The organism is Nitrospira lenta, assembly GCF_900403705.1.
Taxonomy (GTDB): domain Bacteria; phylum Nitrospirota; class Nitrospiria; order Nitrospirales; family Nitrospiraceae; genus Nitrospira_D; species Nitrospira_D lenta.
The window spans coordinates 77,287-90,688 of the sequence record NZ_OUNR01000018.1; the positions used below are offsets into that span (position 1 = coordinate 77,287).

The window sequence follows — 13,402 nt, forward strand, 5'->3', positions numbered from 1 at the left end:
CATGGAACGGCTGTTCACCCTCTCGCTGCGCTACCGATTCTTCACCCTGGTGGCGGCGAGTCTCGTCATCGTCATCGGTCTCTGGTCCTTCAGCCATCTCACCATCGATGCCATGCCCGATCTGACGCCGGTCCAGGTTCAGGTCTTGACCCTTTCACCGGCGCTGGGCCCGGTTGAAGTGGAGCAGTTCATCACCTTTCCCATCGAAGCCTCGCTGAGCGGGCTGCCGGCCCTGCGTGAGCTTCGCTCGGTGTCCCGGTACGGGCTCTCGGCGGTCACGGCCATTTTCGAAGATCGGGTCGACATCTACCGCGCGCGACAGTTGGTCACCGAACGGCTGGCCCGCGCGATGGAGCGTATTCCCGCCGAGTACGGCCGTCCGCTTGTCGGTCCGCTGACGACGGGATTGGGCGAAGTCTATCAGTTCACACTCAAGGGACAGGGCTACAGCCCCATGGCGCTGCGCACGCTGCTTGAGTGGGAGATCGGCATGCGGCTGCGGGCGGTACCCGGCGTGGTGGAAGTCAACATTTGGGGAGGAGAACCGCAACAGTTCCAAGTCATCGTGGATCCGGCCAAGCTCCTGTCCTACAAGCTGTCCCTTCGGCAGGTGTTTGAGGCGCTCGAACGCAACAATGCCATCGCCGGCGGCGGCTATATCGAACGGCACCGCGAGCAACTGCTCATTCGCGGTGAAGCCTTAGCGACACAGGTGGCCGACCTCGCGAGGATCGTAGTCGCGCACGGCCCCGGCGGAGTGCCGATCTACATTGCGGATCTCGCGGAGGTGAAGGAGGCCTCGGCCCTCCGCATCGGCGCGGCGACGGCGATGGGACACGGCGAAACCGTCATCGGCATGGTTCAGATGTTGGCCGGCGAGAATGCGCAGCAGGTGGTTGAGCGGGTCAAGGCCAGAGTCAAAGAGATTGAAGCGACCCTTCCTCCAGGCGTGACCATCGAACCCTACTATGACCGAACGCTGTTGGTGTCGCAGGTGATGCGCACCGTGCGCAACAATCTGCTCGAAGGGGGCTTGCTCGTCATTGCCGTGCTGTTCCTCTTCCTCGGCGATCTCCGGGCAGGCGTGATCGTGGCGGCCGCCATTCCGTTGTCGATGCTGATCGCCTTCAGCGGCATGATGCAGGCGGGCCTCTCCGGCAATCTGATGAGCCTCGGGGCGATCGACTTCGGCTTACTCGTGGATGGTTCGGTCGTGATGGTCGATAGCATCCTCCGGCGATTGGCGAAGCACGGCGCGATGAGCCGGGAGGAGCGATTGAACGAGATCCTGGCGGCCGGCCGCGACATTCTTCGTCCCATGACCCTCGCCGTCACCATCATTATTCTTGTGTACGTGCCGATTCTGGCGCTGACCGGGATCGAGGGGAAAATGTTCCGTCCGATGGCGCTCACCGTTATCCTGGCGCTGGCGGGCTCTCTCCTCCTCGCCGTGACGGTAACGCCTCTGCTCGCCTTCTGGTTTGTGCGGGCTCCGTCAGGACGCAAAGACACTCGCCTGTTCGAACGGCTGCGCCGTGCCTATGAACCCTGTCTTAGGTGGGCGACGGCGCGCCCCACCTGGGTGGTGACGCCGGCGGTCGGGCTGTTTGTCGCGAGTCTCGGAATCGGCGCATGGATCGGCCTGGAGTTTGTGCCTCGGCTCGACGAGGGGGACCTGGCGATTCAAGTCTGGCGATTGCCCAGTGTCTCGCTGAACGAGTCGGTCAAAAATGCCCTGGACGTTGAACGGGTGCTTCGAACGTTTCCGGAAGTCGTACAGGTGGTCAGCAGGACCGGAAGTCCTGAGGTGGCAACCGACGTAATGGGCGTCGAGCTGTCCGATGTGTTCGTCAATCTCAAGCCGCAACACGAATGGACGACGGCCAGGACACGCGAGGATTTGATTGCGGCCATGAAGCCCGCCATTCTCGATGCGGTGCCCGGCGTCGGCCTCGGCTTTACGCAACCGATCGAGATGCGTTTCAACGAGCTCATCGCAGGCACGCGCTCCGACCTCGCGGTCAAGATCTTCGGGCCGGATCTGGACGTGCTCCGGCGGCAGGCCGAATCCGTGGCGCGGGTCTTGGAAACCGTTCGCGGCGCAGCAGACGTCAAAGTCGAGCAGGTGGCAGGCCTTCCGCTGCTGCGCGTGATTGTGGACCGGGAACAGATCGCCCGCTATGGGCTGACGGCAGACGATGTGCTCACCCTTGTGCGAACCACGCGCGTGGGGCGCGTCGTCGGCACCGTGGTGCAAGGCCCTCGCCGCTTCGACCTCGTCGTTCGCTTAGCCGACAGCGCGTCGGCTGATCCTGCGGCATTGGGCAATCTGCTCATCCCGACCGCGCAGGGCGAACTGGTCCCTCTCTCCCGCGTGGCGGCCATCCGGGTGGACACGGGGCCGGCTCAGATCAGCAGAGAACATGTACAGCGGCGCATCGTGGTGGAGAACAACATCCGGGGAAGGGACTTGGGAAGTTTTGTGGCAGAGGCTCAGCGAGCCGTCTCACGGGAGGTCTCGCTCCCCACGGGATACGAATTGACCTGGGGCGGACAGTATCAGCATCTTCAAGAAGCCGCCAGCCGGTTAGCCATAGTCGTGTCCATCACCCTCCTCCTGATTCTCGGCGTGCTGTCGGTGATTTTCAGCGCTATGCGCCCCGCGCTGCTGATTTTCCTCAATGTGCCCTTAGCGTTGTCCGGCGGAGTGCTCGCGCTCTGGCTGCGTGGTCTGCCGCTCAGCATTTCAGCGGTGATCGGATTCATTGCGCTGTTTGGCATTGCGGTGCTCAATGGGGTGGTCCTGGTTAGCCACATCCGGCAACTCGAAACGGAAGGGCTTTCGACGGAAGACGCAGTGAGGCAAGGCGCCATGGATCGACTCCGGCCCGTGCTGATGACCGCACTCGTCGCCAGCCTCGGCTTTCTCCCCATGGCAGTCGCCGCCAGCATGGGCGCCGAAGTCCAGCGGCCCCTCGCCACCGTTGTCATCGGAGGCTTAATCACGTCGACGCTGTTAACGCTGCTCGTCATTCCGGCAGTGTACGGTAGATTCTGCGGGAGACGCCTGCCATAGCGCGCGCTTCTAGCGCTGCGCCACGGGCGGAAGAAGCAGACGTATCCGGCGTCGACGGGAACCGCTCACGCTGACCGTGACAGTGAAAGAAAAGTCGTCCCTCAAATCCGCCTAATTCATCTTTGCCAAGCCCAGCGCTTTGATCGAGGCTCGAGCCGCGGCACTGGCTTTACTTGCGGGATTGAGCAACTGACCGGGATCGGCATGAACGCCGGCGGCCGACACACGCTTGCACTGTTGAATCACATCCGTAAGAGGCGCCAGGACCTGACTCCGGCGAGGATCCGAATCCGGCAATTGCGTGAGAATGGCGGCGGCGTCATTGGCAGCGGCTTCGCAGTGATGGACGATCGCCTTGGCGTCCCCCATGCCGCCGTGCGCCATCATGTCCTCCACATTCTTCATCAACGCCTCTCTCCGTTCTTGCAGCGCCGGCTCGGAGGCATCCGCCGTGCGAAGCCCAAACGCGAGATCACCGGACAACACGATAGTCACAAGACACACACACACAATACGGCCGACGGATACGTGAAGCTGTGTCACCTGCTCTCCTTAATAGCGCCCAGGCGGCTCTTTCATGGTCGTGAGCCTGCGATACAGTTGATGAAACTCGTCCGTACTGAGCGCAGGATTCTGCAGCTGCGCCAGCGCCGTCTGGTCGATTGTGGACTCCACCGTGTCGTCGTAGTTCGACGAGGCGATCGTCACGAAACGGGGGGGGAATAATCGCTCCGGTAAGAGAATGCCCACGTTCAGGTTGTACTTGAGCGCCAGACGGATCGCTTCCCGTGCCTTGTCGGCGGGAACGTCACGGCCAAGACCGATGTTCTGTGGCGGCCGGCCCATTCTGGCGAACTGAAAATGAACGTTCGTCAAGCCTGCCTGAGTAAACTCTTCGGTCAAGGTCGCCGTCCGACTCCGATACTGATCGGCCAGCACGACCTCGACGCGGCTCACCGGGGGAACCGCCGTTCCCTCGGCGATGACCGCCGGTGTCCCTGTCGCACCGACACCGACGGCCATGGCAAATGCGCACACAAATCGGCGAAGCGTCATGCTCTATTTCGCGTCGAAGGTAAATCCAACCGACGCGCTCCCATTCTCGACCACGGTGACTTCTTGTTCTCTCTCGCCGAGGACCGGATGCCAGGCCTTGATGCGATAGGTCCCGGCAGGAAGATCCTTGATCGCGAACGTTCCCTCCGTGCCGGTGACGGCATAATAGGGATTGTCCACGGCGAGCCCGTGTCCCTGCATGAAGGGGTGCATCCCACATTGCATCGTGACCTCGCGCCGGGTGCCGGTGAACCGAACCACGTCGCTCGTCCCCGCTTTCGTCAGGGCCGGCCGGTGAAACATGATGAAAATATGTTCCCGGTCCCGTTCATAAAACTGCAAATCGTGGGCGACTGAATCCAGATTGACGACGCTGAGCGGGCGCTCGTTCCGCACGACGGAGACGAACGGCACAAACTGGCAGATGTTCGCTTCGAGTTTGGTCTCTTGAAATTCGAACGGCTTGCCCTTGAACACACCTTCAATCGTCACCACCGCATCTTTCAATCCCTGCTGTTCGCCGACCGACACCTCACGCAGCAGCCGATAGCCCGACCCGTCTGACAGCGCCCCGCAATAGACCCGGTCATAATACCGTCGCAGCTCGAACCGCTGAGGATCCGGAATGTCACCGGAAAATTGGACCGTCCCCTTCACGGTCCCTCCGTTAGTGACCGTCGTTTCCTCGTAGGCCGCGGCCTGGGCCGCTCCCATCAGCCACACCGTCAGCAGTATCCCCATCATCATCCTCGCCACAACTCGACGTGCAGATCCAGACATAGTTCCCACCGTATACAAGGTTCATGGGGGAGCAGACATGCTCCCCCATGGTCTGAGTGATAGTGGACCGGCTTGGCACACTGTGTCGGCAGCATCCCCGCCTGAAAAGCGGAGACGCTGCCTGATGGCTGCTTAGCGTCCCACCAGCGATGTCCGCGAGACGGTTCCGTTGTCGCTCCCAAACTCCGCCTTCTTGCTGGCCGGAATTTGTGGAGTCAACGGAAGGACCCGCTGATCATCGATGGGAAGGACCTTGAAGAGTCCCCATTGTCCGGCGTTCACAAAGCCCGGACGCTGGTTCTTCCACATGTAGTCGCCGACGATCTTGTTCGGGCCGCCCGCGCCGCCCGTCAGATAGGCGTTGATGACTTCTGACCCGCCGAACTCCATGGTGCTGACCTGGTCGGCACCCTGCATGTACGGCTCATGCGGCCATTCGTGGCCGTCCACGGTGAACAGCTGCACCTGCTCGCTGAAGGCGCCGAGCACGTGCACCGCCACCGGATCGCCCACATGCGCCAGCAAGAGCGGCGTCGAGGGCGTGTCGCCGGTCTTCACGCAACTGAAGACCTCGGACACGTCGCAGCCCTTTTCCATCCGATACGCGGTCGGCTCAGACCGGTAGTTGACCGCCGTGATGCCGGCGACCTGTTGGATGTAGGGCATGAAGCTGACACCCACGATGTTGTCCTCGTCCTGGAACATCAACGAGAAATCGCGGTAGTTCTTCCGATTATCGTTCCCGGGGATCGTCCGATCCACGAGCACGTCGGCGCGCCAGCTGCTCTTCATCGTAATGTCGTGGCCCGTCACCGGATCGCGGTAGCGCGATCCCTTCGGACCGACGATGATCGACCCGAACAAGCCGTTCCGTGGATTCTCCACCACGTTCCCCCAATCCTGGATGAGGGCGGCCAGTTCGCCGTACTCCGGATGCGCAAAGTACGTGTAGGTCTTGCTCTGCCCCGGAGCGATCGTTTGATCGCCGGGGTTGTTGCCGACGTTGGCCCCGAACGAATCTTTCGGATCGAACGCCATCATATCGACGTGGAATCCGGCCCGTTCCTTGGCCATGTCGTTCTTCAGATTGATCTTCACGCAATCCCCGACGTTCACGTGCAGCGTCAGCGGGCTCGGCCGCAATTCACCGGCCTTGACCCGTCCACGATCCTCGTCGAGCACATACATCTTGCCCTGCTGATTCTCCATGACCATCTTGCGTTCGAGATCGACTTCCATCGTACCCGGCGCGCCCTCGTGATACCGGATGACTTGATCGATCGCCGACACATTGAAAGCCTTCACCGGCGCGTCTGCCGAGCAGACCGACGGCGCGGACTTCTGAATCTCTTCCCGGCTCGGCAAGGGCTTCAGATCCCCTTGCAGTTCATCAAAGACCCGGAAGATCCCCCAACTGCCTTCCGCAAAATGGGACGCGCGGCCGCTGTAGTAGAGATAGTCGCCCGCCTGCTTCTGCGGTCCACCCGCGGCAGGAATCGCCGGGTCGTACCGTTCACCGATCACCAGGTGCACCGTACTGCGCGGCATCGCCATGGTGGCGTACCGCTCCATCGGGAACCAGTGTCCGGTCACGTGCCAGGTATGCACTTCGTTGGCCGACCCGACCAGCGCCCGCACCAAGATCGGATCGCCGAGATAGCTCCGCAACAACGGCGTCCCCGGATCCCCGTGAATGCCGGACACAAACAGCTTCGACGGATCCGGATTGTTGGCCAGACGCACGCTCAACGGTTCGACACGCATGCTGTAGCCGCTGCCCGTCGTGGCTTCGCCGCCGTTCAGGAACGTCATCGCCGACTTGTTGATGCGCTCCGGGAACTGGTGCGACGGAGGTCCGTCTACCGTGACCGCCCCCATGCGGGCCTGCGGATTATCGGTCATGATCAGCTCCGCCGACCGGGCATTGCTGTCCATGATATGCATCATGACTTCGCGGAAACTGCCCCGGATATGGGCCGAGACCGGCTCCAGGGTGTGAATGTCCGCGATGGGACCGCTCCGGAGTTCTTTTCCGGTATACGGGTCATGATAGGTCGATCGCGGCGGCTCGGTGATGAACGCTGAGAACAGACCATGTCCCCAGGTATCGGTGCCGAACACGTGATCGTGCCAATAGACTGTGCCGAGGTCCGCGTCGACATACCAGCGCTCACGAATGAACTCGACGCTCGCAATGTCGTTCTTCTTGTGCGCGTACTTCAACGGACGGTCAAAGGTAATGGTATTGCCCTTGATGTCCTTGATCCGCGCGACCTCGAAATACTTCGGATCGTCCATGCCTACGCCGAGTTCCGTATTGACGTGGAACTTCGACGAATTCTTCACCGTGATGCTGCGTGAACCGGCTTTCGTATCAGCCGTCAGCGTCGTGTTGCCGGGCAGGGGCATGCCCTTGTCCGGTTGCGGATCCTCCAGCATCGTGAAGGCTCGCAACGACATGTCGTACGAGAATCCGATCGTCGGACCGTCGGACGCACTCGTATCGAACTGGAAGAAGTGCGGATGGAGATTGATCTTGTTCGCCCATCCGGTCCGCGCATCGTCCGGGATTTCGTTCTTGAAGACCACGTCCACGCAATCGTGCACGTTCCCGCGAATCACCAAGGGCACTTGTTTCTTGGGATTCTTGCGGACTTCTTCTTCCTCTTCATGCAGTACATAGATCATGCCGATCGGATCCACCACCGCGGCGGTTTTGGGAGTCGCCGGCTTGAGGGTGATCGGCAAGGTGATCGAATGGATATTGAAATACTTTCTCGGCGCATTTTCAGGACAGAGACTCCAGGGCCCCTGCGCGCCCGGCACAGGAGGCTCCGTGCTTCTGGTGCCGTCTTCACGGACACGGAACGGTTCCAACCAGGGCGCGCCGCCGTGATTGGGCGCAAACGGAGGCCGCTTCCCGAGGTGCGGACGCAACCAGGGGAACGCCAGCTTGCCCGTCTGCGGATCGAACGTGATCGCCGGACGCTGCAACGGCGTCGGCGAAACATAATCCGCCCACTTGTGCGGCGTCTCCGGCTCGTTCATCGCCCGCGTCCCGTTCCACTTCCAGTTCACCACGGTCGCATCATGCGCTTGTGCTTGCTTGACCTGATCTTCGGTCTTACCCGGCAAGCCCTGCGGCGGCAGCATGTACTCAACCCAATCCTTGATCGAGACCTTCACGGGATTGGCTTTCCAATCCGTCTTGTCCTTGGTGATCTCGTACTTCTTGCCGCCGTACCAATCGACCGTGGTGCCGACCAACTTGTCCGAACTCACGGACAACTTGATCTTCCCTTTGCGATCGGGCAACTCCACCAACGGCTTCATCACGTCAGTCTGGAATCCGACCGACTGCAATGTGTTGTACACACGCCAGAAGCCCCACATGCCGGTCACATAATGCTGGGGGATATGGCAATGGAAGACGAACTCACCCGCCAGCGCCTGGAGTCCGCCCGATCCGCCTTCGATGACTTCATCGTAGATCTCGGACGGACCGATGGATTGCACATCCAACCGGTCTGACGTATCGCTGATCGGCGGGAACTTCACCGGGCCGCTCTTCGACAACGTCGGATCGAGCTTGCTCGTACCGGGCTGTCTGGCCCAGCGGATCGATCCGCCATGCAAGTGATGCGAATGGACGATTTCGGATCCGCCGATCATGCGGAACTTGGCCGGATCCCCCAAGTAGGAACGGGGAACCGTCGTCGCCGGATCACCGAACGTGTAGGAGCCATAGCCCTGTGATTCATCGGCAAATCCCACCAGATGCGCTTGAATCTCCAAACGCTCGCCGTGCGGCTCACTGCGATAGTTCAGCAAGCGCGCCGCCGGACGATAGGTGTCCGTATGGGCATCGCGCTGCGGCAACATGTCGCCTTTGCGATCCAACAAGCGGAACGTCTCGTCGCCTGCCTCGTGATAGAAAATCACGAATTCGCGGAAGTCCGAGGCGTTCGCCAGGTCGATCATGGCTTCCCACCCGCTCTTCATCTCTTCCCCCGTAAACGGGCTGAGGAACCGGGCCCCGCGTGGCTCGACGACAATCGATCCCAGCAAGCCTAGAGAGTACTGATCACGGCTGGCATGGCTATGGAAGGCGCGGCCGCCTTCCTGTAAATCGATGGGAATGTACCATTCGAACTCGCCCGCTTTTCCCGTCGGAACCAGCGCCTCAGGGTTCATGGCATTCGCCGGCTTCCCCGTGCTGGCCACGAGCATCTGCGAACCGTTCACGATCATGTTCGTGGGTTCATTCTCAATCTGATTGCGCAATGTAATCCGCAGGCAATCGCCCTGGTTCGCCCGAATCACCAGCGGCTGGATCAGATCGCCCTGCAACCCGTTCGAGATGGCGCCGCCGGCAAACGTCGGATCCTCACTGTCCCGCGCCGCCTTGTTCTTCGTTTCTTCCTCACGCACACCCGCGACATTTTCGGTCAACGCATACATGTAGCCCGGATAAAAATCGCCGAACCGGTTCACGGTGATCTCGACATTCATCGCCGTGATGTCATACGCGCGGACCGGCGCCGTCACCGGGCAACGAGCGCCCTGCGTCACTTGCACCTTATCCGGATCCTCCGCCACCAGCAGCACACCCTGCTGCATGGCGTGGGCGCCGGCTCCCTGGAACGGCCCCTTACTCTTGACCTCTCGCTCGATCTGCTCGATCGCCTTCGACATCTTGTCCTGCAGCACCGGACCGGCCTGCGCATGCACCGGCGTCGCCACATCCGCATTGTGATCGACGGCGACATGCCCATCATGCGACATGACCGCGCCTGCAGGCATGGTCCCGGCCAACCCAAGACAGGTCGTCAGTCCCAACATTCCTACCCGCACCCACTTCGTTGATACACCCATACGTCCAGCCTCCTCCATCAAACCGTCTAGGCACCGTTCACTTCTACTGACTCGCAGCAACCCGGCTCTATCGAATTCGAAGTCTGGTGAAGGCCAATCTTCATCGGGGGGATCGTCAGGAAGCCGGTCCTTTCTCTCCCACTCCTTCACCAGACAGCGCTCAATTTCATTCACGCAGGACGTTGACTGCGCAGACTCTCGTGGACAGGGCTTAGAGCAAATTGTGTTCCCTATGTTCAGGCAGGAACGTTTCGACGATTTACAGAAATCGCCGACGATTCAGACGAGCGAGCGAATGGAGCGATGGGACAGCGCCGCCCCATCAGCGCAGGCAGGCACGCACAAATCTTTGAAGTTACAACTGTCTTCGATTTTCTACGGCGCGAGGCTGAATGGGGCGGCCAGGCCCCATTTTCACTCAGCCGGACGATGGGGCGAACAGAGCGGCGAAGAGGAACGGGCATGCGCATCGACAGCGGCCCGCTTGGATGACCGAGAAGAAAATCACGCCGCCAGAAATCTTGCACTGCGGAGATCTCCGCATTATAGTGCGCCTCTTCTATTCACCCTGCGCACCTTATGCAAACCCCTCGACGCTTCACGGGATACACGTCACGACCGCTGAAGTATCGCGGCGTCTTCAGCGCGGCGGTCTTCATCGCGCTCATGGGCGCCACGTGCCTGTTTGCAGCAACCGCGGCGACACCTGATATCGCCGCTCTCATCGCCGCGCAGGCCGAACCCTCTCCGATGCAGACCGTGGCAGCAGGCTCGTTCCTCATGGGTACGGCCCGTGCCAACCACGGATTGTTCAGCCTCGATCTTCACTATGACGACACAGAACAACCGCAGCGGCGCGTGTGGCTCCACCGGTATGAGATCGATCGGGATGAGGTGAGTCTGGGACAATTTTTACTGTGGCTCAGCCAGCAACAGCGCCCGCTCTCCGAGGGCCTGCGCAAACTGATCGAACATGTCACGACCGTCCATGCCCTGCCGCCGGATACCCTGGCGCGCTGGCCCGCGCTGTATGTCACCTGGTCCGAGGCGTCTGATTATTGCCGCGCGCAGGGAAAGCGTCTCCCGACCGAAGCCGAGTGGGAAAAGGCCGCGCGCGGCGAGCAGGCGAATCTCTTTCCCTGGGGGCCGCAATCACCGACACCGGCGCTGGCGATGTTCGGCCAGTCTAATGTACACGAGATTCCCATCGTCGCGCCCGTCGACAGCGGAGAGCAGGGACGCAGCCCCTATGGCCTGCATCACATGGCGGGCAATGCCGCCGAGTGGGTCGAAGACTGGTTCGGAATCGACTATTACATGACCATGCCGGAACGCGATCCACCCGGCCCGTCCACTGGACGCTACAAAGTCGTCCGCGGAGGGTCGTGGAAGAGTACGCCCGCCTTGCTGCGAACGGCGACCAGAAGCGGAGCGGCGCCGGACCAGCGGACGGCGTCCATCGGATTCCGCTGCACGCGTTCCCTGACGTCTGCCACCACTCCGACTCCATGAGGACCTGTATGTATTGGATGTGTCTCTTGTTGACGATTGGATTCAGCTTCGGCCCAATCACGCCGCCGCTTTCAGCCGCGTCACTCGACCGCGAACTCCCTGGCTGGAGAAGCTACACCAACGCCCGCTTCGGATTTTCTGTCCGCTATCCCGACACCTGGACACTCGGCCATCCGCTGCCGGACGGCATCGGCATCACGTTTCAGCCGCCGATCGATCAGAGCCTCGTCGCGCTATCCGGCCACATGAATCTCCTGGAGGGCACAAGCCAGGATGGGCGACAGACCCTCACTGAATTCGCCGCCGCGCATCGCCGGATCATCGCGGATCTCTACCGCAAGAAGACGGTCGAGATCACGTGGCAACCGGATCAGGCGGCGACCTTCGCGGGGCTCCCGGCCAAGCGCCTGGCCTTCACCTACCAAGACGACCAGCATCGCGCGATGCTGGAGATCCATATTTTTTCTTTGGGACGCAACGAAGGCCGAGGGGTCCGGATCAAGATGCCGGTCTCGGCGCACGATCAATTGATGCCGGCCATCACCGGCATGCTGAAGACCTATCAGCCGGGACGCGATCAGAACGCCGTGAGCCCTGTGGCGCCGAAACCCGATGCGCCACAGGCTGCGCCGCGCTCATGATTGGAAACCGGCGCGATGGGCCGGCCACTCCGTCAGGCGCATATGTCACGGACCTTACCGTGCCGTTCGCAGCCGATCCGGCAGATGCGTCAAATCGATGAGCGATCCATCGGCCAGCACCGCCGCGTGTTCGATGACACTCCATAGCTCGCGCAGATTGCCGGGCCAGGGATAGTGGCGCAGTCGCCGCCGTGCGCGGGGCGTGAAATTCTGCCACATGAGGTGGTCGTCCCTATGGCCCACCTGACAGGTCCTGAGAATCCAGTGCGCCAAGGCGTCGATATCGTCGACCCGCTCGCGCAGCGGACGAAGCAGAACCGGAACGACGTTCAGATGCCAATAGAGATCTTCACGGAACTCCCTTCTGTCGCAGCAGGCTTGCAGATCCTGCGTTGATGCGGCCATGACGCGCAAGTCTAGATCGTAATACCGTTCCTCCCCCACCCGGCGCCCACGGCACTCCTTCAACGCGCGCGCGATTTTTGCCTGGAGCCGCGGACTGAGACCGCCGACCTCGTTGAGATACAGGGTACCGCCTCGCGCCATTTCCAACAGGCCCGGCTGTGAACCCGATGATCCCGCGACGCCGAACACCTGCGCGTCCAGCGTCGCGTCATCGCCGGCGATACAGCCGACGGAGACGAATGGCTTTGACCGGCGCACGCAGCGCGCATGAATCGTTCGCGCCAGATATTCTTTGCCGGTGCCCGCTTCACCGGAAATCAGCAGAGCGGCCTCCGTCGCCGCCACTCGCTCAACGACGTCTCGCACCATCTGGGTTGCCGCACTGTTTCCAATCAACACTCCTTCTTGAGCGGCCGTGCCGCGCTCCATCAGGCCAGTGACCGGAGCGCGCGAGACCTCCGCGCGGACACTCGCAACGCCGCGTTCTTGACCGAGCGCGCGCTGCACCACGGTCCGGAGTTCCTGCCCGGTAAACGGCTTGGCCAGATAATCGAAGGCGCCATGCCGCATGGACGCCACCGCAGTTTGAATGGACGCATAGGCCGTCAGCAACACCACCGTGATCGCCGGATCGATCCGCTTGGCCGCTTGCAATAACCCAATGCCGTCGAGGCCCGGCATGCGAAGATCGGTGAGCAGAACTTGCGGACGCTCGCGCTCGATCACGGCCAACGCCCGATTCGAATCGGCTTCGCCCACGCACTGGTAGCGATGCCGGCTCAGAATTCGTCGACAGTTTTCAATCGCCTCGGGCTCATCATCGACAATCAATATCTTATCCGGCGTCAACGTCTCCACACGGTCCTCTTTCTGTGTCGCAGGGGGAAAGAGCGCGCAGACTCAGAGCTTCATCACGTGGAGCCCTGCCCGCCCAAGCCTCTCTGGCTAAAAGCTAAGCAAGTGCGATGCCGACAAGAAAGAGAATATGGGACAGCGACGCCCCATCAAAATGCAGACATGACTGAAGAGTTTCTGGCGAGACACTATCGAAGAACTG

At 61.3% G+C, this 13,402-nt stretch carries 8 protein-coding genes; 3 read left to right on the forward strand and 5 right to left on the reverse strand.

The features are described 5' to 3' along the window. Window position 1: 1 nt before the first annotated feature. Complete coding sequence (locus NITLEN_RS14035) at window positions 2–3,076, forward strand: efflux RND transporter permease subunit (protein WP_121990262.1); 3,075 nt, start codon at window positions 2–4, stop codon at window positions 3,074–3,076. Window positions 3,077–3,187: 111 nt separating this feature from the next. Here the strand turns inward: NITLEN_RS14035 and NITLEN_RS14040 are convergent, their stop codons facing one another. From NITLEN_RS14040 to NITLEN_RS14055, 4 genes are all read right to left on the reverse strand, one after another. After that, window positions 3,188–3,619: a hypothetical protein gene (locus NITLEN_RS14040; protein ID WP_121990263.1), complete on the reverse strand. Its 432-nt coding sequence runs from the start codon at window positions 3,617–3,619 to the stop codon at window positions 3,188–3,190. Window positions 3,620–3,628: 9 nt separating this feature from the next. Then, entirely contained in the window at window positions 3,629–4,132 is a 504-nt protein-coding gene (locus NITLEN_RS14045) for a hypothetical protein (protein ID WP_121990264.1), read from the reverse strand. Between the two features lie 3 nt (window positions 4,133–4,135). Further along, on the reverse strand, window positions 4,136–4,912 hold the full coding sequence (locus NITLEN_RS14050; protein ID WP_146216198.1) for a carboxypeptidase-like regulatory domain-containing protein: 777 nt from the start codon (window positions 4,910–4,912) through the stop codon (window positions 4,136–4,138). 132 nt (window positions 4,913–5,044) lie between these two features. After that, a complete protein-coding gene (locus NITLEN_RS14055; protein ID WP_181416875.1) occupies window positions 5,045–9,787 on the reverse strand; it encodes a multicopper oxidase domain-containing protein in 4,743 nt (1,580 codons plus the stop codon). Between the two features lie 579 nt (window positions 9,788–10,366). Between NITLEN_RS14055 and NITLEN_RS14060 the strand changes: the two genes are divergently transcribed. Further along, window positions 10,367–11,299, forward strand: a complete 933-nt coding sequence (locus NITLEN_RS14060) for a formylglycine-generating enzyme family protein (RefSeq protein ID WP_121990267.1) — start codon at window positions 10,367–10,369, stop codon at window positions 11,297–11,299. An 8-nt stretch (window positions 11,300–11,307) separates the two neighbouring features. Beyond that, window positions 11,308–11,940 (forward strand): hypothetical protein, encoded by a 633-nt coding sequence (locus NITLEN_RS14065; RefSeq protein ID WP_121990268.1) that lies wholly within the window; start codon window positions 11,308–11,310, stop codon window positions 11,938–11,940. Window positions 11,941–11,994: 54 nt separating this feature from the next. Here the strand turns inward: NITLEN_RS14065 and NITLEN_RS14070 are convergent, their stop codons facing one another. Next, a complete protein-coding gene (locus NITLEN_RS14070) occupies window positions 11,995–13,203 on the reverse strand; it encodes a sigma-54-dependent transcriptional regulator (RefSeq protein ID WP_121990269.1) in 1,209 nt (402 codons plus the stop codon). Window positions 13,204–13,402 lie beyond the last annotated feature (199 nt).

Coding starts and splice junctions, on each gene's coding strand:
- NITLEN_RS14045 (WP_121990264.1), bottom strand. CDS start 4,132: ATGACGCTTCGCCGATTTGTGTGCGCATTTGCCATGGCCGTCGGTGTC.
- NITLEN_RS14060 (WP_121990267.1), top strand. CDS start 10,367: ATGCAAACCCCTCGACGCTTCACGGGATACACGTCACGACCGCTGAAG.
- NITLEN_RS14055 (WP_181416875.1), bottom strand. CDS start 9,787: ATGGGTGTATCAACGAAGTGGGTGCGGGTAGGAATGTTGGGACTGACG.
- NITLEN_RS14050 (WP_146216198.1), bottom strand. CDS start 4,912: ATGTCTGGATCTGCACGTCGAGTTGTGGCGAGGATGATGATGGGGATA.
- NITLEN_RS14065 (WP_121990268.1), top strand. CDS start 11,308: ATGTATTGGATGTGTCTCTTGTTGACGATTGGATTCAGCTTCGGCCCA.
- NITLEN_RS14035 (WP_121990262.1), top strand. CDS start 2: ATGGAACGGCTGTTCACCCTCTCGCTGCGCTACCGATTCTTCACCCTG.